This window comes from Anoxybacillus andreesenii (assembly GCF_030813005.1).
GTDB lineage: Bacteria > Bacillota > Bacilli > Bacillales > Cytobacillaceae > Robertmurraya > Robertmurraya andreesenii.
In genome coordinates, this window is sequence record NZ_JAUSTU010000013.1 from 90,957 (window position 1) to 117,020 (window position 26,064).

General features: G+C 40.1%; 27 protein-coding genes. 8 read left to right on the top strand and 19 right to left on the bottom strand.

All coding sequences use genetic code 11. The features are described from left to right. Positions 1 to 114 precede the first annotated feature (114 nt). Positions 115 to 1,188, bottom strand: a complete 1,074-nt coding sequence (locus J2S07_RS14175) for a bifunctional 3-deoxy-7-phosphoheptulonate synthase/chorismate mutase (RefSeq protein WP_307151070.1) — start codon at positions 1,186 to 1,188, stop codon at positions 115 to 117. Between the two features lie 233 nt (positions 1,189 to 1,421). On the opposite strand from J2S07_RS14175, the gene pilM reads away from it, so the two are divergent. After that, positions 1,422 to 3,578 (top strand): pilus assembly protein PilM, encoded by a 2,157-nt coding sequence (gene pilM, locus J2S07_RS14180; RefSeq protein ID WP_307151071.1) that lies wholly within the window; start codon positions 1,422 to 1,424, stop codon positions 3,576 to 3,578. Between the two features lie 41 nt (positions 3,579 to 3,619). Here pilM and J2S07_RS14185 read toward each other — a convergent pair whose 3' ends face one another. The 4 genes from J2S07_RS14185 to J2S07_RS14200 are packed head-to-tail and all read right to left on the bottom strand — an operon-like array spanning position 3,620 to position 4,926. Continuing rightward, the gene (locus J2S07_RS14185) at positions 3,620 to 3,847 is read right to left on the bottom strand and encodes a monothiol bacilliredoxin BrxC family protein (RefSeq protein WP_307151072.1); all 228 of its coding nucleotides are present in this window, start codon (positions 3,845 to 3,847) and stop codon (positions 3,620 to 3,622) included. Next, positions 3,750 to 3,953 carry a monothiol bacilliredoxin BrxC family protein gene (locus tag J2S07_RS14190; protein WP_307151073.1) on the bottom strand — a complete coding sequence of 68 codons (204 nt, stop codon included), beginning with the start codon at positions 3,951 to 3,953 and terminating at the stop codon, positions 3,750 to 3,752. Before J2S07_RS14190 ends, J2S07_RS14185 begins: the two co-directional genes overlap by 98 nt. 39 nt (positions 3,954 to 3,992) lie before the next feature. Then, the gene (locus tag J2S07_RS14195; protein WP_307151074.1) at positions 3,993 to 4,436 is read right to left on the bottom strand and encodes a YtxH domain-containing protein; all 444 of its coding nucleotides are present in this window, start codon (positions 4,434 to 4,436) and stop codon (positions 3,993 to 3,995) included. Between the two features lie 22 nt (positions 4,437 to 4,458). Further along, positions 4,459 to 4,926, bottom strand: a complete 468-nt coding sequence (locus J2S07_RS14200; RefSeq protein ID WP_307151075.1) for a DUF948 domain-containing protein — start codon at positions 4,924 to 4,926, stop codon at positions 4,459 to 4,461. 181 nt (positions 4,927 to 5,107) lie between these two features. On the opposite strand from J2S07_RS14200, the gene J2S07_RS14205 reads away from it, so the two are divergent. Further along, positions 5,108 to 6,223, top strand: a complete 1,116-nt coding sequence (locus J2S07_RS14205; protein WP_307151076.1) for an aminopeptidase — start codon at positions 5,108 to 5,110, stop codon at positions 6,221 to 6,223. A 47-nt stretch (positions 6,224 to 6,270) separates the two neighbouring features. Here the strand turns inward: J2S07_RS14205 and murC are convergent, their stop codons facing one another. The 6 genes from murC to J2S07_RS14235 form a co-directional block, all read right to left on the bottom strand. Further along, positions 6,271 to 7,569, bottom strand: coding sequence for a UDP-N-acetylmuramate--L-alanine ligase (murC, locus tag J2S07_RS14210; protein WP_307151077.1), 1,299 nt, complete (start codon positions 7,567 to 7,569; stop codon positions 6,271 to 6,273). A gap of 445 nt (positions 7,570 to 8,014) precedes the next feature. Next, positions 8,015 to 10,498: a DNA translocase FtsK gene (locus tag J2S07_RS14215; protein WP_307151078.1), complete on the bottom strand. Its 2,484-nt coding sequence runs from the start codon at positions 10,496 to 10,498 to the stop codon at positions 8,015 to 8,017. A 299-nt stretch (positions 10,499 to 10,797) separates the two neighbouring features. Beyond that, on the bottom strand, positions 10,798 to 11,595 hold the full coding sequence (locus tag J2S07_RS14220; protein ID WP_307151079.1) for a DUF1444 domain-containing protein: 798 nt from the start codon (positions 11,593 to 11,595) through the stop codon (positions 10,798 to 10,800). 66 nt (positions 11,596 to 11,661) lie between these two features. After that, positions 11,662 to 11,976, bottom strand: coding sequence for a thioredoxin family protein (locus tag J2S07_RS14225; protein WP_307151080.1), 315 nt, complete (start codon positions 11,974 to 11,976; stop codon positions 11,662 to 11,664). Next, positions 11,973 to 12,995, bottom strand: coding sequence for a PTS sugar transporter subunit IIC (locus tag J2S07_RS14230; protein ID WP_307151081.1), 1,023 nt, complete (start codon positions 12,993 to 12,995; stop codon positions 11,973 to 11,975). The genes J2S07_RS14225 and J2S07_RS14230 overlap by 4 nt, the downstream gene beginning before the upstream one ends. A 278-nt stretch (positions 12,996 to 13,273) precedes the next feature. Next, the gene (locus J2S07_RS14235; protein WP_307151082.1) at positions 13,274 to 13,780 is read right to left on the bottom strand and encodes an outer membrane protein assembly factor BamD; all 507 of its coding nucleotides are present in this window, start codon (positions 13,778 to 13,780) and stop codon (positions 13,274 to 13,276) included. A 175-nt stretch (positions 13,781 to 13,955) separates the two neighbouring features. On the opposite strand from J2S07_RS14235, the gene J2S07_RS14240 reads away from it, so the two are divergent. The 3 genes from J2S07_RS14240 (at position 13,956) to J2S07_RS14250 (ending at position 17,263) form a co-directional block, all read left to right on the top strand. Then, entirely contained in the window at positions 13,956 to 14,807 is an 852-nt protein-coding gene (locus J2S07_RS14240; protein WP_307151083.1) for a pentapeptide repeat-containing protein, read from the top strand. A 150-nt stretch (positions 14,808 to 14,957) separates the two neighbouring features. Then, on the top strand, positions 14,958 to 15,404 hold the full coding sequence (locus J2S07_RS14245; protein ID WP_307151084.1) for a YtoQ family protein: 447 nt from the start codon (positions 14,958 to 14,960) through the stop codon (positions 15,402 to 15,404). Between the two features lie 1,058 nt (positions 15,405 to 16,462). Further along, the gene (locus J2S07_RS14250) at positions 16,463 to 17,263 is read left to right on the top strand and encodes a hypothetical protein (protein ID WP_307151085.1); all 801 of its coding nucleotides are present in this window, start codon (positions 16,463 to 16,465) and stop codon (positions 17,261 to 17,263) included. Positions 17,264 to 17,325: 62 nt separating this feature from the next. Here the strand turns inward: J2S07_RS14250 and J2S07_RS14255 are convergent, their stop codons facing one another. After that, positions 17,326 to 17,838 carry a DUF84 family protein gene (locus tag J2S07_RS14255; protein ID WP_307151086.1) on the bottom strand — a complete coding sequence of 171 codons (513 nt, stop codon included), beginning with the start codon at positions 17,836 to 17,838 and terminating at the stop codon, positions 17,326 to 17,328. 37 nt (positions 17,839 to 17,875) lie between these two features. Next, on the bottom strand, positions 17,876 to 18,943 hold the full coding sequence (locus J2S07_RS14260) for a M42 family metallopeptidase (RefSeq protein ID WP_307151087.1): 1,068 nt from the start codon (positions 18,941 to 18,943) through the stop codon (positions 17,876 to 17,878). Between the two features lie 138 nt (positions 18,944 to 19,081). On the opposite strand from J2S07_RS14260, the gene J2S07_RS14265 reads away from it, so the two are divergent. After that, positions 19,082 to 19,396, top strand: a complete 315-nt coding sequence (locus tag J2S07_RS14265) for a PepSY domain-containing protein (protein ID WP_307151088.1) — start codon at positions 19,082 to 19,084, stop codon at positions 19,394 to 19,396. 26 nt (positions 19,397 to 19,422) lie between these two features. On the opposite strand, the gene J2S07_RS14270 is transcribed toward J2S07_RS14265, so the two are convergent. Both J2S07_RS14270 and trmB read right to left on the bottom strand, forming a co-directional pair. Continuing rightward, complete coding sequence (locus J2S07_RS14270) at positions 19,423 to 20,262, bottom strand: YtnP family quorum-quenching lactonase (protein WP_307151089.1); 840 nt, start codon at positions 20,260 to 20,262, stop codon at positions 19,423 to 19,425. An 86-nt stretch (positions 20,263 to 20,348) separates the two neighbouring features. Further along, positions 20,349 to 20,987, bottom strand: coding sequence for a tRNA (guanosine(46)-N7)-methyltransferase TrmB (gene trmB / locus J2S07_RS14275; RefSeq protein WP_307151090.1), 639 nt, complete (start codon positions 20,985 to 20,987; stop codon positions 20,349 to 20,351). Between the two features lie 150 nt (positions 20,988 to 21,137). Between trmB and J2S07_RS14280 the strand changes: the two genes are divergently transcribed. Beyond that, entirely contained in the window at positions 21,138 to 21,407 is a 270-nt protein-coding gene (locus tag J2S07_RS14280) for a YtzH-like family protein (protein ID WP_307151091.1), read from the top strand. On the opposite strand, the gene J2S07_RS14285 is transcribed toward J2S07_RS14280, so the two are convergent. The 4 genes from J2S07_RS14285 to thpR all read right to left on the bottom strand — a co-directional run bounded on the left by J2S07_RS14285 (position 21,404) and on the right by thpR (position 24,932). After that, complete coding sequence (locus J2S07_RS14285; protein WP_307151092.1) at positions 21,404 to 22,174, bottom strand: phosphotransferase family protein; 771 nt, start codon at positions 22,172 to 22,174, stop codon at positions 21,404 to 21,406. The two genes, J2S07_RS14280 and J2S07_RS14285, sit on opposite strands and share 4 nt — an antisense overlap. Positions 22,175 to 22,438: 264 nt before the next feature. Next, positions 22,439 to 23,413, bottom strand: coding sequence for a diacylglycerol/lipid kinase family protein (locus J2S07_RS14290; protein WP_307151093.1), 975 nt, complete (start codon positions 23,411 to 23,413; stop codon positions 22,439 to 22,441). Continuing rightward, complete coding sequence (locus J2S07_RS14295; protein WP_307151094.1) at positions 23,394 to 24,359, bottom strand: nuclease-related domain-containing protein; 966 nt, start codon at positions 24,357 to 24,359, stop codon at positions 23,394 to 23,396. The genes J2S07_RS14290 and J2S07_RS14295 overlap by 20 nt, the downstream gene beginning before the upstream one ends. An 18-nt stretch (positions 24,360 to 24,377) precedes the next feature. Beyond that, positions 24,378 to 24,932, bottom strand: a complete 555-nt coding sequence (gene thpR / locus J2S07_RS14300) for an RNA 2',3'-cyclic phosphodiesterase (protein ID WP_307151095.1) — start codon at positions 24,930 to 24,932, stop codon at positions 24,378 to 24,380. A gap of 183 nt (positions 24,933 to 25,115) precedes the next feature. On the opposite strand from thpR, the gene cysK reads away from it, so the two are divergent. Next, on the top strand, positions 25,116 to 26,048 hold the full coding sequence (gene cysK, locus J2S07_RS14305; RefSeq protein WP_307151096.1) for a cysteine synthase A: 933 nt from the start codon (positions 25,116 to 25,118) through the stop codon (positions 26,046 to 26,048). The last annotated feature ends 16 nt before the right edge of the window (positions 26,049 to 26,064 follow it).

Sequence of the window (26,064 nt, forward strand, 5' to 3'; positions counted from 1 at the left end):
ATGTATATAATGATGCTTCTATAATGATACTTCACTCCATCAACGCCCGCAATCTTCAACAATCGAAAAAATGAAAAACCTTCCGTACGAAGACAGAAGGTTTAATCATAATGATTATGAACGAACTAAGGAAGAAGCCATCAGTTGCTCCATAAATTCATCAAATTGCTTCAAATCCATTTGCTGTGCGGAATCTGAAAGTGCAACAGCTGGGTCTGGGTGTACCTCTGCCATGACCCCATCAGCTCCGATAGCAAGTGCAGCCTTGGCTGTCGGAAGAAGAAGATCTCTCCTACCAGTTGAATGGGTTACGTCAACTAAGACAGGCAAATGGGTTTCCTGTTTCAAGATTGGTACAGCAGATATGTCCAATGTGTTTCTTGTGGCACGTTCATAAGTTCTAATTCCGCGCTCACAGAGAATGATCTGTCCATTTCCTTGAGCCATAATATATTCTGCAGCGTTAATGAACTCTTCGATCGTTGCCGCTAATCCACGCTTTAAAAGAATCGGCTTATTCACTGCGCCAGCAGCTTTGAGGAGCTCAAAGTTTTGCATATTGCGTGCGCCAATTTGGATCACATCAATATATTCTGCCGCCATCTCAATATCTGCAGGACTTACAATTTCACTGATTACGCCAAGATCATATTCGTCGGCTACTCTTTTTAAAATCTTGAGTCCTTCCACCCCTAACCCTTGGAAATCATAAGGAGAGGTTCTAGGCTTATAGGCTCCACCGCGCAATAATTTTAGGCCCTTTGCTTTGACTGCTTCCGCTACGGTTGCTACTTGTTCGTAGGATTCAACCGCACAAGGACCAAAGATTAATTGCTGTGAACCTGCACCGATCTTCGCACCCCTAATCTCAACCACTGTATTCTCGGGATGTTTCTTACGTGAAACAAGCAATGCTTTACGATGATCGTCCTCTTGTAATTCCAGACCAGCCTTAAATATTTCCTTAAAGAGATGTTGCAACGTAGATTTTTCAAAAGGACCGTCATTCTTCTCCAGAATTGAATCTAGCATCTTGCGCTCACGAACTGGATCATATCGATTAACACCTTGAGTCTCCTTCACACGTCCAATCTCTTGAACAAGTCGAGCTCTTTCATTAATTAAATTCAATAGCTGAACATTTATTTCATCCACACGATTCCGCAATTCATCAAGTTTGTTGCTCATTAATTTCCCGTCCTTTCGAATTCATTTGTCATTGTCCCTATAACCTGTTCTAGGATTATTCACAGAATCGTAGGGAAACTTCTTCCTAGCCCTGTCTAAATATGATACATTTCTATATAATTAGAGTTATTATATATGAAATTATCTTTGATGTCACGTTTTATTCTTTATTAATTGAACGCTTTTAAGCGATAAAGTGTTATATTATTATGCTTTGAAGAAGGTGTATCGTTTTGCAAGATAAAAAGAAATTATTTGCTTTAGATATCGGTACACGTTCCGTTGTCGGAATTATCCTCGAGGAGAATAATCAACAGTATCATGTTGCTGACATGCTTGCCATTGAACACTCGGAACGGGCCATGCTAGATGGACAAATTCACGACGTTCTATCAGTATCGAAAATTATATCTGAAATAAAATATGCACTTGAACAAAAACATGGTCCATTAAAAAAAGTAAGCGTAGCGGCAGCAGGAAGGGCGTTAAAAACCGAGAGAGCCGAAGTGACCATTGACATTAAAGGAAAACCACTCATCCAAAAGGAGGATATTCTTCATCTTGAATTAAGTGCCGTTCAACTGGCTCAAAGCCGTGTAGCTGAAAAGCATAATGATGAACATAGTCATTATTATTACTGCGTCGGTTATTCTGTGCTTTACTATCGTCTTGATGGAGAAGAGATTGGTAGTTTAATTGATCAACAAGGTGACGTTGCATCCGTAGAAATTATCGCCACCTTCCTACCAAAGGTGGTTGTGGAATCCCTCATCTCCGCACTTCAACGGTCAGAGCTCGAAATGGATGCTTTAACGCTTGAACCGATTGCAGCTATTAATGTGCTTATTCCACCTACGATGCGAAGGTTGAATGTTGCGCTCGTCGATATCGGTGCCGGAACCTCAGATATTGCCATCACCGATTCTAGCACCATTATCGCCTATGGCATGGTGCCTATTGCCGGGGATGAAATTACTGAAGCTATTAGTGACCAATATCTTTTGGACTTTCCATTAGCTGAAAAAGCGAAACGGGAGATCAATACCCATGATTTCATAACGGTTACAGATATTTTAGGCTTTGAAACAGAGATTCCAAAGGAGGAAGTGATATCTCAAATTTCTCCTGCGATTGAACGGCTCGCAACCGCCATCTGTGATGAAATCTATCAGCTCAATGGACAGAAATCTCCTAAAGCTGTCATGCTGGTTGGTGGAGGAAGCATGACGCCTGAATTGCCTAAGAAAGTGGCTGAAAAACTAGACCTCCCCTTGAATCGTGTCGCCATTCGTGGGATAGATGCCATTCCTTCCCTAAGCATAGAGGACCATTTGACAAAAGGACCGGAGCTGGTTACGCCGATTGGTATTGCCATTGCTGCTGAAAAAACTCCTGTACATTATGTTACGGTTCATGTGAACGAACAGCCTGTACGTTTATTTGAAGTAAAGAAGCTAACGGTTGGGGATTGTTTACTGGCTGCAGGAATAAAAATGACAAAGCTCTATGGGAAGCCTGGTATGGCCAAGATTATTTCTTTAAACGGTGGACTGATTACCATTCCTGGACAGCATGGCTCTCCGCCTAAGCTATTAAAAAATGGCATTCCATGCTCATTTGATGATGTCATTCAAGATGGAGATAAGCTGGATGTCATCAGAGGGGCGGACGGAGAAAAGACAGATATACAGATTAAGGATTTAATTGATGAAATCCCGAGTAAAAATATTTCTATCAATGGCCAAGATTATCAAATCTCTGCAAGACTTATTTGTAATGGCCAATCGGCTTCACCAGAACACTTGATTGAGGATCGTGACAAAATTGAGTGTATCATTCCAGAAACCATCGAGGATGCTCTTATTACACTAAACCTCAAAGAGCTGTTGCATGCTCTAAAGCCCTTTCGAATTACTTTAAATAACAAAGAAACCTTCATCCCCACATTTTCAGGGAAGGTTTTTCGAAATGGAATCGAAGTAAAGCCACAAAGTGGATTTGAACATCTCGATCAAATCATTATCGAAAAAAAGCAACCGCAGACGATCAGAGATTTAGCAGAAGTAAAGCAAATGATTCTCAATCAGTCCATACCTGTGCGATTTAATCATGAAGAAATCGTTATCACAAAGAAAATTACCGAGTTTCGAAGGAATGGACAGCTTCTAGAAGAGCACCATACGATCCGAGATGGTGACTCCTTAACCTATGAACAAAAACGGTTAGAGCCTTTTATTTTCCAAGACTTATTTAGTTTTGTAGAGATCGAAATGCCTGCACAGGCAAATGGGAACTTTAAATTATTGAAAAATGACCAAGAAGTAACCTTCTATGAACCGATAGAGCCTGGTTGCCATCTCCAAATTGTCTGGCCTGATAAGCAAAATTAAGGAAACACCTCCAGTGCAAATTCCACTGGAGGTGTTCATTTTTATTTCGAGTTTTCTTTCAAAGCGTTCGCTAACGATTTAGTGGTAATTTTCCAATGGGATGCATGCCAAGCCACATCCTCATTTTTGAACAGGATCGCTTGTGGCGATTCATGCTTTATTTGGAAAGTATCAGCAATGTAATTGGATAATGGACGGGCATCCTGTACCGCTAAGTAGTAATGCTTCGTGTCCCCCGTGATTTTTTTCGTGGTCTTCATATTCTTCATAAGCCGCTTGACTGATCGGACAAGTCAATGAATGTTTCAATAAAAAGAAGTGGTCATCTTCCTTTAATGCTTGTTGAAATTCTTCCGTTGATTCAATTTTGATCATAATCGTCTTCCTCCTAAAGAAAATGCATCCTCGTCTAAATTATTGATTAAGCTGCTGCTCTGTTTCATCAAAAGCTCTTTTTGTTTCTTCAAGCTTCCTTTGAATGTCATAATCTCCGCTAGTTGAAGGCATGATTGCAGCATCTTCATCGCTCTCATTGCGATCACCAGTCTGCGGTTTTAGAGCTTTAACCTTTTGAAAAAGCTCTGTTGATTGCTTTGACACTGCTTGTCCGATTGAAGAGGTTTTCTCCTTTGCAGCATCTACCCATTCACTACCTCTTCCCACCGCAGCATCGCGGAACTGACCGGTCTTCTCTCGTAAGCTCTGAGCCTGGGTAGAGAGATTTTGACGCAATTCTTTGCCAGCCTTTGGCGTTAAGAAAAACGCAGCCGCTGCTCCAATGGCCCCTCCAATAATGGCCCCAAGCAAAAAGTCCCTTGAACTTAGATTATGCTCCTTTTGTTCTTCATGATTTCTCATCTATAAACAGCCTCCTTCAAGCTTAATGATTTCCTCTTTGCCTTTTTCTTTCGATTGGCTTATCGCTTATTTCCTTTGCCTGCCTTTTCGCCATCCATTTATTTTTTACTTCGAGTAGGATGTTGCTCCATTGAATGACCTGGGACATCTTCTCCTTATTTTGCTCAATTTGCTGATCTAATGATGTAGTAATGGACTGAATGGAACCATTAAATTTCTTGATGGATGTCCCTACATCTTTAACTGCATCTACTACAGTATTGAGGCTTTCTGATTTCTTTTGAATATCTTCCGCTAAAGCATTGGTCTTATGTAATAAATCAGTTGTTTCTCGTGTCACTCCATCAAGCTGCTGCTCCAATCCCCCCAATGTTTTCGAAACACTATCCAATGTAGTCTGCAGGGATTTTAACGTCCTACCAATGAACATAACCAAAATGAAAAAAGCGATAGCAGCAAGGGCTGCACTTAAATAAAGAATGATTTCCAATAATCTGCACCTCCACGAACCTTCCTAATTTGACTAAATACTTGATTCAAGGTTCTTCCTGTATAAACAAATCTTAACACAAAAAGCGGCTAGTTTCATTTTACGATTTGGTTAAACAAAAGAATAACAGTTAAAATAGAGATGGAGTAAATTAATACATATCTATTTGGAGGGAAATGACTTGAGAGATCCACGTATTGAAACGTTAGCAAAGAACTTAATTAACTACTCTGTCAAGCTTCAAAAGGGGGAAAAGGTCTTAATTGAAAACTTTGGCCTCCAGCGTGAGCTTGTCACAGCCCTAGTTGAAGAGGCTTATAATGCTGGTGGCTTCCCCTTTGTACTACTCAAGGATCATATTGTTGATCGGGAGCTTTTGCTTGGTGCCAAGGAAGAACAATTCAGCTTGATGGCCGATTTTGAAGCAAATGTCATGAGCAAGATGGATGCGTACATCGGATTGCGCTCAGGAGATAATATCAATGAGCACGCCGATGTACCAGATGAAAAAATGAAGATTCACGGCACTACCATTGGCAAAAAGGTACATAGGGAAATCCGTGTTCCTAAAACAAGATGGGTCGTTCTTCGCTACCCAACCTCCTCTATGGCCCAGCTTGCCAAAATGAGCACGGAAGGATTTGAGGATTTTTATTTTGATGTTTGCAATCTAGATTATGGAAAAATGGATAAAGCTATGGATGCGCTTGTCGACCTAATGAATAAAACAGATAAAGTCCGCTTGACAGGACCTGGTACAGACCTATCCTTCTCCATCAAGGACATCCCAGCAATTAAATGCTCGGGTCAGATGAATATTCCAGACGGAGAGGTATACACAGCGCCTGTGAGGGATTCAGTGAATGGGGTCATCACCTATAATACTCCATCTCCGTACCAAGGCTTTACCTTTGAACATGTCAAGCTCACCTTTAAGGATGGGAAAATTGTCGAGGCAGAATCAAATGATACAGAAAGAATCAATAAAATATTCGATACGGATGAAGGGGCACGATATGTAGGAGAGTTTGCGATCGGAGTCAATCCTTATATTTTACATCCGATGCAGGATATTCTCTTTGATGAAAAAATCGATGGTAGCTTCCACTTTACTCCTGGACAATGCTATGATGACGCCTATAACGGCAATCATTCTAACATCCACTGGGATATGGTCAACATCCAAAGACCAGAATATGGCGGGGGAGAAATGTACTTTGACGACGTCTTGGTTCGAAAGGATGGCCGCTTCGTGATCCCTGAGCTCGAAGCACTGAATCCAGAGAATCTAAAGTAAGAGACAGAAAGGATGCCTAGCTTTCAATAGCGGCATCCTTTCTTTGTTCATTTTAAAATCTCTTCATAGGCATTTTGAAACTTCTGAATGTCCCCAGCCCCCATAAAGAGAATGACACTATTTTCATGCTCCTGCAAAATAGCAGTTTCATCCTCATTTATTATCTTCGAGTTTGGAATAATTTTCTTTAGATCATCGATTGAAAGCTGACCATGCTTTTCCCTTGCCGAACCAAAAATTTCGCATAAATAGGTTTGATCTGCCATGTTCAGACTTTCTGCAAATTCCTCTAAGAAGGTTTGTGTTCTCGTAAAAGTATGAGGCTGAAACACGGCAATAATATTCCTATCCGGATATTTTTGTCTTGCTGCATTAATGGTCGCTCTAATTTCTGTTGGGTGATGGGCATAATCATCGATTAAGATTTGTGAGCCAATCTTCTTCTCTGTAAAACGTCTTTTGACCCCTTGGAAGCTCAACAGCTGCTCCTTCACAATATCAGGATCAAGCTCCTCATAATGACATATCGCTATGACTGACAAAGCATTTAAGACATTATGATCGCCATAGGTCGGGATCGAAAATGTATCGTAAAATGTGTTGCGTACAAACACATCAAAGGTCGTTCCTTCAGTAGTCTTTTCAATATTTCTTGCTTGGAAATCATTTTCTTCACCAAATCCATAGAAAACCACGGGAACCTTCGCTTGTATTTTTTGAAGATATTCATCATCTCCGCAAGCAAAAATTCCTTTTTTAACCTGTAGCGCCATCTCCTGAAAAGCGGAAAAAACATCCTCGATATTAGCAAAATAATCAGGATGGTCAAAATCAATATTGGTCATTATACAGTAATCTGGTGAATAAGAAAGGAAATGCCTTCTGTATTCACAAGCTTCAAACACAAAGAACTCAGCCTCTTTGTCCCCTTTTCCTGTTCCATCACCAATTAAGTATGAAGTGGGCTTAGCTCCTTTCATAACATGTGCTAAAAGCCCTGTTGTAGACGTTTTTCCGTGTGCCCCAGTAATTCCTACGCTTGTAAATTGCTGCATAAATTGCCCTAGGAAACGGTGATATCGCACAATCGGTAATCCTAACTCCATTGCCCTGACAATTTCCTCGTGAGTATCTGGATAGGCATTTCCCGCAATAATCGTCATACCTGGTTTAATATTTTCTTTTTGAAACGGAAGGATCTTGATTCCTGCTTCTTCTAGTGCTCTCTGTGTAAAAAATTGTTTTTCATAATCTGAGCCCTGAACTTCATAATTCATATCATGAAGGATTTGTGCTAATGCACTCATTCCTGATCCTTTTATACCCACAAAATGGTAAATCGTCATATAAGAACCTCCAACCATCTTCTATCTGTAAGGCTACTTTCATTCACACTGTTGTTATCTCCATGTTGGCATAAGGAAAAAGGATCTCGGAAAAACCCAAAAAGGAGTCTGATTAATGAGATCCCTCTCCCTATAAAAAGAGCCATCTGTAAAACAGTATATGACTTTTATGCTTTTTTGTTATTTACGTGGAAACGGTTATAAGCCTTATAAAAAAAGATGAAGTATGTATGCATGTTAAAATATTATAGCACCATTTATCAATAAAAACTACGGCGCTAAATCGAAACCAACGAGATTGTAAACAACAAGTCATTTTCACAAACCAATTGTATCATACGATTTATTTATATATTCTAGAACTAATTAGGAAAATAGTTGCTATTCCTATTATAAAACAAATATTTAATACCATGTGCCAAATCTGCATGAAATGGAATGATCCTCATTCTTGCATCGCTTCAAGCTCCGATTCAGTAATCAGAACATCCCTTGGTTTACTGCCCTTCGCTTCAGAAATAAACCCCTGTTCCTCCATCATATCAATCAGTCTTGCTGCCCGATTATAGCCAATCTTAAATTTCCGCTGAAGACTTGAAGTCGAAGCTCCGCCTTGCTCTATGACGAATTCACAAGCCTCATAAAAAAGTTCATCCTCTTCTTCCGTGACAGTGGTTCTTTTTAGTAATTCTTCCTGCTCAAACAAGTATTGCGGACTTTGTTCCCTGCGAACATGATGAACGATACTCTCGATTTCCTCATCTGAAACAAATGTTCCTTGGAGCCTAACAGGCTTAGAGGAGCCATTTTCTAAGAATAACATATCCCCGCGCCCAAGCAATCTTTCCGCTCCACTAATATCAATAATTGTGCGGGAGTCTATTTGACTAGAGACAGAGAAAGCAATTCTTGTTGGGACATTTGCCTTAATTAATCCGGTAATTACATCGACTGAGGGACGCTGGGTAGCAATGATGAGATGAATACCACAGGCACGTGCCTTTTGGGCAATTCGGCAAATGGCCTCTTCCACATCTGCCGGAGACATCATCATCAAATCGGCGAGCTCATCGATCACAATCACAATGTATGGAAGCTTGACTGAGTAATTTCCCTCTTGATCAGCGATTTCATTAAAACGTTTAATGTCTCTGACACCGGCATGGGCAAACAACTCATAGCGCCGCTCCATTTCCTCAACCGCCCATTTTAAAGCAGCTGTGGCTGCCTTCACATCCGTAATGACCGGACTTACAAGATGAGGAATTTGATTATAAGGAGCAAGCTCGACCATTTTCGGATCAATCAATAAGAGCTTTACTTCATTAGGGTTAGCCTTATATAGCAGGCTGATCAAGATTGAATTAATACAAACACTTTTACCAGAACCTGTAGCCCCCGCAATCAAGCCATGGGGCATTTTTCGCAAATCTGTAACAATCGGCTTCCCTGATATATCAAGACCAAGGACAGCTGTTAACGGAGAGGTCGAGGTTGAAAATTCCTCACTTGTCAAAATCTCGCTAATAAAAACGGGGCGGCTCGTTTCATTTGGTACCTCAATTCCGATCATATGGGTACCAGGAATCGGCGCCTCCATCCGAATGTCCTTAGCGGCTAAGCTTAGCTTAATATCATCGGCAAGATTGGTAATTTTATTCACCTTGACTCCAGGCTCAGGACGCACCTCAAACCTAGTCACTGATGGTCCCTGTGTGACATTCACAACACTTGCACGTACATTGAAATTAAATAGCGTGTCGTTCAGCTGCTCCTCTTGCAGTTGAAGCCACTCTGTATCAACGGTTTGATGGACAGGCGGCTTTAAGAGATCCAAAGATGGGAAGATGTAATAAGGGTCTTCCTCCACGATTTCCTCATTTATCTCTTCAACAGCTGGGCTTACCTCCAAGATGGGGCTTTTAAGCTCCTCGATGGCTTGGGCCTTTTCAAGGTTAGGATTTGTGAGCTTCTGTTCGGCCTGAATTTTTTCATATAGTTTCCGCTTATCCTCTTTGAGCATAATGACATTAAAGGGAATATGCGACCTTCTCCTTGGCTCTGCACTTAGAGGAGGATCAATTAACGCAGGACTATTTTCTTCCTTGCTATTTTCTTCTTTGATACCTTCTTCTTTGATATTATCTTCTATGATAACTTCTTCAGTTGGGGCCACGTCATACTCTTCTTCTTGCACGGCGACAGGTGGTTCATATTCCGGTTGGACAAGTTCGTTTTCGAGCAGCTTTGTCTCTGTGTCTTCCGTTACAGTTTCTTCCATTTTCCCAAGTTGAACTGTTATTGAATCTTGCTCTTCAGTTTCTTCTATACTCTCCAGCTGCTCTGCTATTGGATCTTGTACTTCTGTTTCTTCTAGAGTCTCAAACTGTTCTGCTATTGGCTCCTGTACTTCTGTTTTTTCCAAAGCAGCAGATGACCATTCCTCAGGGGCAGGTTGCTGATACACAACTGCTTCCACGCTTTCCTGGTCATCTATGGATTCATTAGAGAAATGATCTAATTCAAATTCAATAGGTTCCGATTTAGGCGGATGACGATCATATCCATAAATCGGCGAAGGGATTTGGGTAGGCCGGAAAGGTTTCTTGGAGATCTGCTTTTTTCTCTCCGCTTGATTGGTTCTTGTATCTGTTGTCGTCTCATGTCTAACCCTTTTTTCTGTTCTCCTACTTGAAGTCATTCTTTGCGCACTGACATTCTCTCTACTATTTTTCTCCAACCTTTTAGATCTCTGTTCAGCTTTTTCTTCATCAGGAATAACAGGAAATCTAAATTGGCCCTTCGGGTATTGATAATAAATTCGCGCGTCTATATCACGGGCCCCCTCCTTTTTTTGAGGGGTGCTTTCCTCTATGTATTCTTCTTCCTCATTGTTAAACATTTGGAATAGTTTCTTGAACCAACTCAAAAGGAATCACTCTTTCTAAAATGCTGTTTTCATATTCTAAGATGCTAAGGACAGTTTGTTTAGGAAACTTCTTATCTTATTTTATCAATAATCACAGAAATTTCGAGTCAAATCTTACCTATTTTAAAATCTATAACTTATTTAACATTCATGAGCGTTTGTACTGGTATAAGAATAGTCGGTGGCATACCTTCTCTTCGCTGTTGCTCCAAAGACCAGGAGCAAAGGCTCGTTCAGGTATACCACCGACAATTAGGTATCTAACAAAAAAAGGCCACCTTAACAGGTGAAACCTTATGCTACTTCTTTTTATTTTTTCCGAGAATAAAGATTGGTTCTAATTCCCCATTTTCATAGAGGAAAGAGAGGGCTGTGATCGGTACTCTTCCCTCAGTAAAAAAGCTCATCGTCATTTGCGCAAGAATATCATAGCCCGTATCATTTTGAATATCTGCGATAATGAGGACATCCTGGTGTGGAACAGCCACGGCCATCTTGCCAGTGATGTTTTGTTCCATCTCCCTTAAAAATGCGTCATTTAAGAGCCGACTGGCATCATATCCATCATTTTTGTTCAAAAAGTAAAAGAAATTCCCGGCGACTTCATCCCGTTTTGTTTCTGTTGAAAGGGAGCGAACATTAAAAAGAGCAATTTCCTTAATCCGATTTCTATCCCAGCCCTCTTTCGCAAGCAGGTTCTCATCAATAAGACGATATGTTTTATCCATATCAAGTGCGTAATAGATTCTTGTTTCAGCTGTATGGGGGTCATGTAAGAGTTGGACCTCGTCTTGAGAGGTTGGAAAGGAGGTGGAACGAATGACTGGGAAAATCCTTTTTTCATGTCCCTCCAGCTGCAGCTGCTCCACCATGGCCTGAAGACCCTTCTCAACATAATAAACAACCGCATCAATGGCCTTTTCCTTTTGAAGCTCCCATTTTGCGATAACTCCAGGCAGTGAGATCGTAATTCCTTTGCCCGTTTCCTTATTTTCAATCCGTAGCTGATCATTTTTTTTATTATAAATAAAAGTCCTGTTCGGGCTTTGTAGTCTATTTTCTAATTCTTTCTTCATTTTGATGCTATCCATCTTCATCTCTTCATCCTCCTTGCAGATAAGGGTAAATGAAAATCCCCCATCCAAAGATGGAGGAATTCAGACTTATTTCAAGCCTTCAATAAACTTCTCAATTTCTTCCTTTGTTTTCCGGTCCTTACTAACAAACCGGCCCAACTCTTTCCCATTTTCATAAGCGATAAAGCTTGGAATTCCGAAGACATCCACTTGACCACATAGGTCGATGAACTCATCACGGTCTACATAAATAAAAGTATATTCCTGATACTTCTCTTGGATTTCTGGCAAAAAAGGATCAATAAATCGACAATCTGGACACCAATCCGCAGAAAACATAAAGATATATTTTCCTTCATTCTTAAACTGTTCAAATTGCTCCATACTCTCTAGCTTCTTCATTTTCTAGTCCCTTCTGTCTGGATAAGCATATCCCCATGTCTTATCCAGCCTTTTTTTCTCATATATTCTGATAATATCAAGCTGATCACCGCTGGTCCAATAATATGCAACAAAATCACCTTGAAAAGTACATCAGCTCCAAAACCCATTGTTGTAAAGGTCATAATTGGACCGACAAAGCCGCTCGTCCCCATGCCCGCTCCTGCCGCATTATTATGCAGAATTAAAAGGGTTGTCCCGATAGGAGCTAGAATCGCTCCTGCAAGTGTCGGAGGGATGAGAATTCTTGGGTTTCGAATGATGTTAGGCACTAAAAGCATAGATGTTCCAATCCCGATGGCAAAGAGTCCCCCTATCTTATTCTCACGGTAGCTACTAACGGCAAAACCAACCATTTGGGCAGCACAGCCAATGGTCGCTGCTCCAGCTGCTAGCCCATTTAAATCAAGCATCATCGCGATGGCTGCGCTCGAAATGGGTGCTGTTAAAGCGAGCCCCATCAGAACGGCGACAACGATCCCCATGATGATCGGCCTTTGCTCTGTTCCCCACATAATTAGACTTCCCAGCCCTCTCATCAAATAGTCAAGCCCAGGACCTATTAACGCAGCAACCGAATATCCTGTTAGGATTGTGGCAAGTGGCGTGACGATGATATCAACCTTTGTTTCCTTACTTACGATCTTTCCAATCTCGGTTGAAATAACTGCCGCTACATAGCTCCCAGCTGGACCACCGAGAGTGGCACCTGCTGCCCCACTGGCTAGTGCCGCAAAGATGACTAGTGGTGGTGCATTTAACCCGTATGCGATCGCCACGCCTATAGCGGCACCATGCAGCTTCATAGCCGAGTCTCCGACCTCAACTAGATAGGAAAGATCAAATTGATTTCCGACCGTTTTAATGATTAAGCCAATGATCAGGGATGAAAAAAGCCCTAATGCCATATAGCTTAATGCATCAATGAAATAAACCTTCGGAGAAAGACTTACTCCTTTTCTTTGTAAAAATGCCTTCATTCTCCTACCCCCTTCTTTATATACAAGTGTCTTTACACATGTGATAAAATTAATTTTATATGCTTTCATATAAAAAAGGAACACTTTTTGTCTATAGGCGCTGTTAAATTTGGTGTTGATCTTGATACCGCCATATGTGCATGGGTTCACTACGTTGCTCCTGTCCTGAGCAAAACCCGTTCACGCCATGCACATATGGCTAATATCAACACTGAACATTAACAAAAAAAGGAGAAAGATCTGTGTGGAGCATCCACATAGTTCTTTCCCCTGAATGATTATTTAAATTGGACGGAATTTACAATTTGCATCATTATTTCCGCTTCAGATTTTAAGTTATTCGTTTTTACTTCGCTCGTGAGCTTCACACCGCCAATTCCTGTGATTACTTCATTTAATTGATTACTATTCTTTTTGACAAGCAAGTACCCAAGCTTATCCCCGTGCTTGAACTGTTCCTTTACATCAAATTCCTTCTGCTGCAAAGTCGCATCTAAAACAACTTTACTTTTTGCGTCTTCTTGAAGATTATAAAATAGTATGTAAGTCTTAGTGCCATTCTTAAAAATGATATTATTCGGTGTTTCTTTTTCGATTTCATAACCAAATGGCAGGTAATAGCGGATATCTTCATTCTCTTTATTTGCTTCTTTTGGAGCTTCTTGAAAAACTTTTTCTACCTCAACCCGTGCCGCATCTTTTTCCTCCTCAAAGGAACTTGAACACCCACCCATGAGGAAAAGAGCCAGTACCAAAAGCATAGCTATTCTATGGAAACGTCTCATACTTTCTTCCTCCTCCTTTTTTATCATACCTTTTACTCTATCTCGATGGCAACATTGTCCAAATAAAAAATGCCCTTATCGCTCTTTGATTGACACAACATATTGAAAAATCATGTACAATAAAAACTGAGCTTTTCTTCAACTTAAAATTTGAAAATTTAAAGAGGACCTGAACATGAATAAAGAAACAGCCAAATCTATTAGAAAAAGCTTAACGGCTGATTGTACGAAATGCTTTGGACTTTGCTGCACAGCGCTTAATATTGTCGCATCGAGTGATTTTCCAATTAACAAGGCAGCAGGCACACCTTGTAAAAATTTACAATCTGATTATGGGTGTCAAATTCACAGTGACTTACGAGAGAGAGGCTTTAAGGGTTGTACAGTATTTGACTGTCTAGGTGCTGGACAAATCGTTTCTCAAGTTACTTTTAAAGGTCAAAGTTGGCGAGAACATCCTGAGATTGGTGACAAAATGTTTCAAGTGTTTCCGATCATCGAACAAATACACGAAATGATTGCCTACACAGCAGAAGCCTTATCCTATGACATCCCTCATGCTTTGTCTGAAAAATTGAGTGTACAGTTAAAAGAATTGCAGAACTTACAAAGCTTGGATGCTGAACAATTATTAACTCTTGATCTAGTGCTGTACAGATTTCCATTAAATAAATTGCTTTCGGAAACGAGCAAGGCTATTCGCGAAAGCTTAATTGCCAAACTACCTGGTACTAAAAATGCCAAGGATTACGATCATGAAAGAGCTAATTGGTTTGGTAAAAAATTAATGGGGAAAGATTTAAGGGCGGTCAATTTGAGGGGAGCCTATTTGATTGCTGCAGATATGAGGAATGCAGATTTAAGAGGTGCTGATCTTATTGGTGCAGATTTGCGTGATGCTGATTTAAGAGGAGCGAACTTATCCACCAGTTTGTTTTTAACTCAAATGCAAATTAATTCGGCTAAGGGTGATATGAGGACAAAATTACCATCACATATACAACGCCCTTCTCATTGGATGAACTGATTTTGAACATGTTATTGGATTGAGGAAATCTCTTAATTTTTTGCCGTTCAATTGATAGAAAATCCTTATTCCATTAAAGGGTGCCTAAAGTATAGAAATTTCAGTAAACATGTTAAGATAGAGATACAATCGTTTTGAGGAGGATGAATGATGAAGCTGACAGTATATTTAGCAGGGGAAATACATAGTAGCTGGCGTGAGGAAATTAAGGATTTAGTAAAAGCCCGTGCGCTGCCAATCGAATTTGTGGGGCCGATGGAAAACCATGACTTATCTGATCGAATTGGAGAAGAGATACTGGGCACTCAACCAAATCCAATCCTTCGTGACGATGCTGCCTCAAGCATCAACAATTTACGGACTCAGGTACTTATGAATAAGTCCGATCTAGTGATTGCATTATTTGGAAAAGAGTATAAGCAATGGAATACTGCTATGGATGCAAGTGCTGCTGTTTCCCTCGGAAAACCACTCATCTTGGTAAGACCTAAGGAATTGCATCATCCATTAAAAGAGCTTTCTAGAAAAGCCAATGTGACGGTTGAATCCGTTGAGCAAGTAATCGAGGTGCTCTCTTACATTTTTTCCGAGAAATAAGCAACTTTGCGAATTATGCTGAGAAAAATAAAATGCACACCAAACCGACTGTTACTTAAAACAGGCGGTTTTTTCTTGCCATCGTTCAAGTCCAAGATGGTTTTAATATAGGTATTGTCCATGGAACGGGGGAGGAAATTTCCATTTTTTAAATAAAGGCTATTAATACGTGAATAGAGAAAAGTGTGCGCAGGAGTAATACCTAATTGGAGTCATTAGTGCATGAACAGAGAAGGATTTGCTCATGAGTAGTATCCAATAGGGGCTATTGGTGCACATGCAAAGAAGGTTTTGCTCGTGAGTAGCACCTAATAAGGTCTATTGGTACACGAACAAAGAAGGGTTTACTCATGAGTTGTATCCAATGGAAGCTATTGGGGCATAAACAAAGAAGGTTTTACCCGTAAGTAGTACCTAATAGGGCCTATTAGTACATGAACGGAGAAGGATTTGCTCATGAGTATAATTGCAAAATTAGCTAGATTAACAAAAAAATGCGTTAATCGTTTTTAATCAACACATCATTAGATTCTGTATATATTTCTCTAACTATCGCACAACTCTTTAGCTCTGATATATTCTTATTCGCTCCATTATCAATACAACAAATGGCAGTCGATATAAATTGAATAAACTACACCCTATTCCGTTACTTATTTAGGGTAACTCTAGTAGTACTTACATCTAAACTACCAATAGTACACTAGTTATTACAGCTATAGAAAGGCAGATCATAATAGAATAGAATAATACTTTCTGTTTAAAAGAGAATTCTTTAAAATTATTTTCTTTAAAAAAATGTTTTGAAACATAGAGCCAGAAAAAAACTGCACCTATCATTATAGAAAAATGTAGAAGTGAAGATACTTTTAGAATGTAAGCTAATATGATCAAGAGAAAGATAAAAATCAGCCTATACTTTTTAATAATCTTCATTTTTTCACCTCCTTTTATACCATATTATACATATAATTACGAAATTTTCCAAAAATTTTTTACAAAAATTCCGAATTATGATAATATTACAATTGTAGTAAAAACTATTAGGAGGGAATTAAATGAACTTGAAAAAAGCCGTATTACTAGCGTTTTCATTCTTACTCCTTCTAAGTCAGGCAGGAAACAGTATAGTTTTTGCAACAAATGCAAATTCTACAAAAATCGATTCGACACAAGATTGCGGTTGTGGCGGGGATTTACCAGGTAATCAAGAGAAAATATTAGGTATCAACCAAGTAGACAATTCATTGATAGAGCGAGCAAAAGAGCATGTTCGTACAGATTATTTTATGGAAGAACATCCAGATAGTAATAAAGATAGTTACCTTGATCTTCTTTGGGAAGAATCAATTTTAGTTAACTATGAGAATGGAAAGCAATCAATCACCGTTCCTTATAAACTCTCTGAAGATAGTAATTTAGAGAAATCTATTTTGAATATTGCATATAACAGTACTGAAGATACATTTGGTGCTGGGATGATAGCAGACTTTATGAGAGAAAATGAAAATGAAGTAGAGCATTTTTCAATTGCATATTCTTTACCTAATGGAGCACATTTATTTACAATGGAGATCGATTTAGAATCGGGCGAAATGATCGTAACTGCTAGTTATGACGATGATTATTATGTGAAAATGGCAGATGACTATGCTTTTAAGTCTGGAAATCCATTGGGATACTGGGACTGTGTTGGTAAGTGTCTCAAAAATACATGGAATAAACTCCCAGGGCCAGTTAGAATAGCATGCGAAGGAGCATGTGGAGCTTGTCTTTGGGATCCTACAAGAATTACCTGTGCAGGCTGTATAGTATGTCTAGCAAGCTATGCTGTAGGTTGCATTTTATCTTGTGCATAGATGAATAAATAATAAAGGAAGGACCTGACTGGATATTAAGTCAGGTCCTTCCTTTATGAAAGCTATTTCTTATATTTGTATTCATACTGACCTTTTAAAAGCTTCATGACATGGGTAAACATTTCAGCACGATCGACCTCCCCATTGGAGAAAATCCCGATCGCTCCTTCCTGTTTACGTACATTTTCCTTTTTAGCATAGTCATCCATCACAGGTCCTAATTCCTCACCAGCTTTAAGCCTTTCCGCAATTTCCGTTGGTAATGGAATTCTTGCCCCACCTGCTAGGAGCGGTTGCTCCCCTTTAACAGCTAATGCTCCCCAGTTACAAAGAAAGAGGCCATGTTCATGCTGATGAACGCCACCTTCTAGACCGATTCCGATATCCCCTTCCCCTTGCTCTAATGCGGCAAGTGCCCGGTTCAGTGCGCCCGTCATCGTTTCTTCATCTGAAAAAGGCTGTCCACTCACGCCTGAAGCAACATTTATAGTCATATATTCCGGTTGATCGTCGACAAAAACAGATTGAACTGCTTTAATTTTTGCCGGATTCTTTGTCCCTATTACGATTTTCATGGTGAATATACCTTCTTTCATCCGGTAGAAAATGAATTTATGAGTTTTGACGAATCGTTTCAACTGTTGTTTTGTCACAAGCCTTTACGAGCTTGATTAATAATTCCTTCGCCGCTGCGTAATCATCGACATGCACGATTGATGCATGGGTATGAATGTAGCGAGAACAAATGCCGATCACCGCACTTGGAACCCCTTCATTTGTTAAATGAACTCGCCCCGCATCGGTTCCACCTGGTGAAACAAAATATTGGTAAGGAATGTGATGGGTTTCAGCTGTATCCAAGACAAATTCTCTCATGCCACGATGTGTAACCATTGAGCGATCGAGAATTCTTAAAAGGGTTCCCTTCCCTAAATGGCCAAATTCCTTTTTGTCTCCGGTCATGTCATTGGCTGGACTTGCATCCATCGCAAAGAAAATATCTGGTTTAATCATTGTCGCTGCTGTTTGTGCACCTCGTAGTCCAACCTCTTCTTGAACGGTTGCACCAGAGTAAAGGGTATTTGGAAGCTTCTCATCCTTTAACGCTTCCAATAGTTCAATTGAAAGACCGCAGCCATAGCGATTATCCCAAGCCTTTGCGAGAATTTTCTTCTCGTTTGCCATTGGTGTAAACGGACAAATCGGTACAATTTGCTGACCAGGCTTAATGCCAATTTTGATCGCATCCTCACGGTCATCCGCACCGATATCGATAAGCATGTTCTCGACTTCCATCGGCTTCTTTCTTTTTTCCTCGTCTAATAAATGAGGAGGAATGGAACCAATTACCCCAACAATTGGGCCGTTCTCTGTAATAATTTGTACACGCTGTGCTAAAAGAACCTGATTCCACCAGCCACCAAGGGTTTGGAATCTAAGCATTCCATTATCCGTAATGGCGGTTACCATAAAGCCGACTTCATCCATATGGCCAGCAGCCATGACGATAGGGCCATCCCCTTTTCTCACACCAAAGATGCTGCCAAGCTTGTCCTGCACTACCTCATCTGCATATTTAGAAAGCTCTTCACGCATGAAATTTCTCACCAAATGCTCGTTCCCTGGTGCACCAGGTAGCTCAGTTAAAGTTTTGAATAGCTGTCTTGTTTTCTCGTTCATCCTTTATGTCTCCTTCAAGTAAACTTATGTATATGCTTTATTTTACAGAAGTTTCTTTACTCTTACCACTTTCAGATTTCAACTGTGTTAATATAAGGGAAGTAAGAAATTCATTCTGACCGGATTGGAGGCTTTTCATTGAACTGGAAATCTTTTTTTCTAGGGCTTAGTGTTGGAATCGTAAGTGGATTTGTGACGAAGGAAATTCTCGATTCCAAAACGATGGTTTCACCGGAAAAAGCATTGTCAAATGCAAAGGAGTTATTTAAGCAGGCTGGACCGATTAGCGGCTCGTGGATCCATATGAATACGGAACCATACGAAAAGGATCATTTCACCTACACAGTGTATAAGGGTGGCATTTCAAGAGCCATTGATGAGAAAATTGAGCAATATGAATTTGTGGCGGATGCCATGAATGGCAGTGTGATTCATACCGCAAGAATACAATGAAAAAATCCCCAACTTGGGGATTTTTTCTATCTCTCTCTTTTAACCGACTGATCGATGTTATTGGCCTCATCCCATTTGACTGCCCGATACATAGCATCATGGTAGAAGGTGAACCAAGCCTGATTCTCTAAACCAAATTTCAACCATTTTTGCTTGGCTGCAATCGAATCCATTGGATAATCGTCATAAGCCATGACCCAAAGGACATTTTGATGAGCATGCGTTGGCATAATATCTGCCATATGTAGAGCCATTTCTCCCCCGTCCTCAAGGATGACAACAGAATGACCAGCACTGTGACCGCCTGTATGAACCATTTTGATTGGTCCGAGCGACCATTCCTTTTCAAATGTTTCGACCTGATGTTGAATCGGCTCCCAATTTTCCTTCCAGTATGTATTTCTAGAGCGTATATTTGGCTCTCTCATTTCATCCCATTCGATTTTGGATGTAATAATTTTGCTGTTAGGAAAGACGGATACATATTGACCATTCTCCTCCTTTGTTAAGCCATTTGCATGGTCATAATGCATATGCGTCATGATAACATAGTCGACATCTCTTGTAGTGAGCCCTAGCTCATGTAAGGATTGCTCAATATCTGATTCTTCCAATACACCAAAGTTTCTTTTTTGCTTTTCAGTAAGCTTTCCAACCCCAATTCCCGATTCGATCAAGAAAGTTTTGTCTCCACCTTGGATTAAAATAGGATCTGTTCTTAATTCAATTTGATTGTTGTCATTATGTGGATATTTCCTCGACCATAATGGCTTAGGTACGACGCCAAACATCGCACCCCCGTCTAAATGGGTCACGCCACCCCTTAGCCATGTAAGAGTATACCCACCAATTTGTAATGTCTCCATGAGAGTCCCTCCCTTTGTTTGATTTTATCATTTTTGGATGAAATTTTCCGTAAATGAAAAGCCTATCCATTTGGATAAGCTTTTAATCAGGGATATTGAACCTCACAACGATAAATTCGGCTTCCTTGTTGCGAGAACTTTTCTTCATATTCCGTCATGATATTTCCCTCAAAATCACTGTTATGCAAATCAAGGCTAATATATTTTAACAAAAGACCATATTCGGAAAAGCTAAGTAAGGAGAACTCAAACAAGCCTTGATTATCGGTTTTGAAATGGAGTTCTCCCTTCTCAACTAGAATATCCTCATATAGCTTTAAGAAGGTCTTGTAGGTTAACCGGCGTTTGGCATGACGAGTCTTTGGCCAAGGATCTGAAAAATTCAAATAAACGCGGTTCACCTCACCCTTGGCAAAAATATCAGTCAGCTTTTCCGCATTCACGTTTAACAGCTTGAGATTAGGCAATTTCGCTTCTGTTAAACGTTCTAAGGCTGAAACAATGACACTATCAAATAACTCAATTCCAATATAATTGATATGTGGATTGGCCTTTGCCATTTCTGTAATGAACCGGCCTTTTCCAGTTCCTACCTCGATATGAAGAGGCTGATCTTTTTCAAAAACGGAATTCCATTTTCCTTTATTTTCTTCTGGAGAAGGGATAACGTATTCTGGATGCGAATCCAGCATTTCCCTTGCCCATGGCTTATTTCTTACACGCATCTGGACACCTCTGTAATCTTTATTCCTACAAAACGATAACATTTCAAAGGACTACAAGCAAGCATTATCCGTATGAGAATGCATAAACAAGAAAAGGAACTCACATGCTAGATGTGAATTCCTTATTACAGAAGCGAAAGGGTGTAGATGATGCCATTGAATCAACAGCATCAGGTTGAAATCTTAAAGGATATATTAACCAATCATCAAGAAGACTGTTGTGGATCCGTTTCAGAGCTTCAGCAATTACAACGATTAGTGAAGTCGCTGATGGCTGATTCAAGTATGAATAATGAAGTATTAGAGCAAATATACCTTTATAGCCAAAATGGGATTAATTCAAGTAATTTAGACAATCATATTGAAACCCATCAAGAGAAATTATCCCAGTGGGTCAGTGATATGGATCAGTTTTCTTAAATTTTCCCTAAATGATCGAGGGTTTTGTTCATTTCATCAAATCTATCTCTGTTCTTATGCCATTGGACAGAATATAAGGTTTGAGCAACAAAATACCATTTCATTCTCAAGCGCAAATGGTTATCGAGCTCTACACCATAAAGATGAATCCAATCCTCCCAGTTTTCTTCAGGGATATACCAATAAAGCATCATACCTAAATCAATGGCTGGGTCACCTATCATAGCACCGTCCCAGTCGATCAAAAACAATTCATCCTTTTCTGTTAAAAGCCAGTTGTTATGATTGACGTCGCAATGGCAAACCACGTGGGCGTCAGTAGGGATGTTCGAAAGCTCTCTCTGTAAGAAATCCAAAGCCTGATTAATCTTTGGATTGGCTAAAAGCTCATAATCCAACATCTCTAATAAGGAACGGAGAAGGCTATCTGGATGGACCGGGGTTTTCCCCATTCTTCTTAACATCCCGAGTAGCGGCTTTGAACAATGAATTTTCTGAAGAAGCTTAGCTACCCGCTCATGATTCATTTCGGGTGGTTTGAGCTCTCTTCCTTCGAGCCATTGCTGTGCAGTGATTACATCTCCACTTTCTAGTCTTTTTGTCCAAATAAGTTTTGGAACAATTCCTTCTGCTGATAAAACGGCAAGAAATGGAGAGGAATTTCGCTTTAAGAATAACCTTTGTTCTTCATGTTGTGCAAAAAATGCTTCTCCGGTTGCCCCTCCAGCAGGGACAATTTCCCATTCATGTCCAAATAAGTGTTCCAAAATTGTTCACCTTCAATTACTGCAACATCGAGTAAGAATAGGGTCCATTTTTATCTATAATGGTTTTAAAAAAAAACCATTATGATGAAAATAGCCAAGAATAAAAAAGACAGCTACTGAAGCAGAAATTCAACAATAGCTATCCAGTGTAAGCTTCTAAACGAAGAAACCTCATTAAAACAGTAAACTGAGATAAGACCATTTCCTTAAAAATGGACAATCTTTATAAATTTTATCTCTTTATACCAATTCTCGTCAAGTACCCTATGATTCTATTTCCTTAATTAATAGAGGCAGAGCTTTGGAGTTTGTATGAATAGTAATCGGGGTTTCTCCAACATATTCTCCGTCAGCATGCACAGGAAATGGCTCTTCCGTTTCAATGGAAATCTCTGTTCCAATCAGATTTTTCACCTCTTTGAACCTCAAATGTCCTCCCCAAAAAACAGTGATGAAGAAGAATAAAAATTTTATTCCTGACAGCTGATGAACGACGGTAATATTTAACATCCCATCGATCACAGAGGCTTTAGGTGAAATTCTCATCCCGCCACCATAATAGGGCTGGTTCGAAACGCACACAAACAAAGTATCCTCAAAATGGTGGGGTACTCCATCCACTACCACCGTTACTTTCGTTCGCCTAAATGAAGAAACTCTCTTCAAGACAAGATAGGCGTAAACCAAATTCCCAAGGGAAATCTTATTTAATCGCTTCTTAAGTCGGGACTCATTGGCCTCTTTCGAAATAAGTGCATCAAAGCCAGCACCTATACTATTGACAAAGTGGGTCTCTTTTTCATGGCAATCGACCATTTTTCCTGTATCTACGAGTGCAGGGGGTTCCATGATCCGTTCTATGGCATAACGAAAAGCTGAGATAGGATTTTTGGGAATCCTGAAGCCTCTTCGGAAATCATTTCCGGAACCCGCAGGGACAAAGCCTAAGCGGACATGGCTGTTACCTGCTACCCCATTTAATACCTCATGGAAAGTACCATCCCCACCAACAACGATTATGATTGCTTCCTCTCCACCTTGTTTGCGACCTATCGATTGAGCTAACATGGTTGCATGTCCCCGATGCTCTGTAAACAAGGATTTGAATTGAATACTCCGGAGTTCAAGCTCCTTCCTAATTTCATCCCAAATCTTCATAGAGGACCCACTCTTCGCTTGAGGGTTAATAATAAAATAAAGTTGTTTCATCCCTTCTTCCTCACTCTTGTTCGATCTCACTCTCCCACTCAAGCCTCCTTATACTTGTGGTTTGACAATACTGAAGCAGAGCTTGGGCTGCTTTAAGCTGGACTAGCTTTAAAGGAGAGCGATTGCCTCTCATTTGTTGAAACCATTTGTCATAGTTTCTTCGTTCAATAAATGTCGTATCATACGGAGCTGATGGGTAATCTAAATATCCATTTCGAGTTAGTACAATCTTTCGAATCGGCAGATCGATCTCATACATCTTAAGAATTCTCTTTACAATCTTTTCCGTTCGATTTAAGGCTAACAATGGGTTCAAGACTTTTTCTTCCTGCTGTTGGTTACGCTTAAGCCAGAAGCGCTCATTCGAACCAACAAAGACAGCCATATCTTCCTTTTCCAAAAAAGATATGCACCAAACATCTGTTGGAGTGATAAGAATTGGCTCTACCTCCACCGGTGCTTTTTTGAGAAGAAAAATCGGATTGTACAGCACGAGATACGTGTCGGGAAACCGTTGTAGAAAATATTTAAGTCGGTTGTCAAAATAAAAGCTATTGTTTACAAATGACTTTTCGGTTAAGGTGGTGCTCGCCCATTTCATTTGAAAACTAAAAAGTTGATCTAAAAAATGGTGCTTCAACTCTTCAAGGGAGTTTGGATAATAAGTAATAGAGGGTGAAAATGAAAGAGAGGAAGGTTCATGTTCGTCGGGCAATTCCTCCTCTACCGGATCATTTTCCTGCTTCCCTCTTCTTAAAAACCCCTTAATCTTATTGAAAAATGGTTCTTTTTCTTCTTCATACCAATCAGGCAAGCTTGGCTCCTCAAGAGTTGCCTCCGAACTGGTTGCTTGCTCCCAGGATTGTTGAGTTTTTTCCCATTGCTGTTTTTTTAAGCGAACAAAGCGTGTTGGGTATGAAAAAATATCCTGCTCATATCGAGAAACATAATCCTGTAGTTTTATTAGTTGTCCCATTCCTTTAACCTACCTTGTTTACTTGCTTAGGAGGAAAGTTTCCTTTACTTCGTATTTTGGAACCTTTTCCAAATGTGTTTCGTATAGAACGACTTCACATGCGTGAAAATCTAGTATTTCAATTTTTTCTAAGAAGTCAGGCTTGAAAGAATTTGTTCCTGACCATCTCCGCGCTAACGTAATATGAGGGTGAAATGGCCTTGTTTCAAGAATGAATCCGGACTTTTGACAAGCTTGGAATACTTGTCCACGCAGATGATGCAGATCCTGACTTTTTTCCGTCCCTGCCCAAAAAATTCTTGGAGAGTCGCTTTTTCCAAAAACCCCGAGATGATCAATCATTAAGGAAAATGAAGGCTGTGCAGTAACTGCCTTCCTAACGTATTGAATGGAATCTAACAGCCTCTTTGGATCAGCATTTCCTAGAAAGGCAAGGGTGACATGATAATCCTCATGATGGACCCAGCTTTTAAATGGAAGTTCATCCTTAAGGGAAGTACATATTTTTTGTAAATGAAGCTTTATTTCAACAGGCAATTTAAGCGCATAAAAATAATGTGTATTCCTTTCCATTATATCGTCCTTTCCGCAAAACCTTTACATAATTCTAACAAATAAACGGATTCGAAGGAAAAAAACCGTATTAGTTGCTCGGAATAAACTGAATTCGTTATGATCATACGTAGCTTCGCTGTTAGATTTTCTTAATCAGGACAAAAATAATCGTATAATTCGTTTCTATGGGAGGAAACAAGGATGAAGGTTGTTGACAATATCTCCGATTTAATAGGAGACACACCATTAGTAAAATTAAATCGTCTTGCTCCAGAGAACGGAGCTTCCGTATATTTAAAGCTAGAGTATTTTAACCCGAGCAGAAGTGTCAAAGACCGTGCTGCCTATAATATGATGATCGATGCCGAGAAAAAGGGACTTCTCGTCAAAGGCTCTACGATTATTGAACCGACGAGCGGCAACACTGGAATCGGAATCGCAATGAATGCTGCGGCAAGAGGATATCGAGCCATTCTAGTCATGCCAGATACGATGACAAAGGAGAGAATTAATATATTGAAGGCTTATGGGGCGGAGGTTGTCCTCACACCTGGGGACGAAAAAATGCCTGGCTCCATCAGGAAAGCCGAGGAGCTGGCAGCAGAAATCCCGAACAGCTTTATCCCAATGCAATTTGAAAATGAAGCCAATCCTGACGCCCATCGTCATTCGACGGCATTAGAAATCATCGAGGCGATGAAGGAAATTGGCAAACCCTTAAAGGCATTTGTGGCAACGGCTGGTACGGGCGGAACAATAACGGGTACGGGTGAGGTACTGAAGAAGCATTATGACGGACTTCAAGTTCATGTCGTGGAGCCGGCAGGATCACCTGTCTTATCTGGAGGAAAGCCTGGGAAGCATAAGCTGGTCGGCACGAGTCCAGGTTTTATTCCAGATACTTTGAATACGAACGTCTATGATCATATCCACAAAATTGAAGATGAGGATGCCTACGATATCACCCGACGCCTTGCCAAAGAGGAAGGCATCCTAGTTGGTCCCTCATCTGGTGCAGCTTGCTATGCCGCCATTCAGGTGGCCAAAACCCTTAAGCCTGGTGAAGTGGTCGTTTGTATGACCGCGGATACAGGAGAACGTTATTTATCTAGTGACTTATTTCAATTTGAATAGTGCACAAAAGGAATCG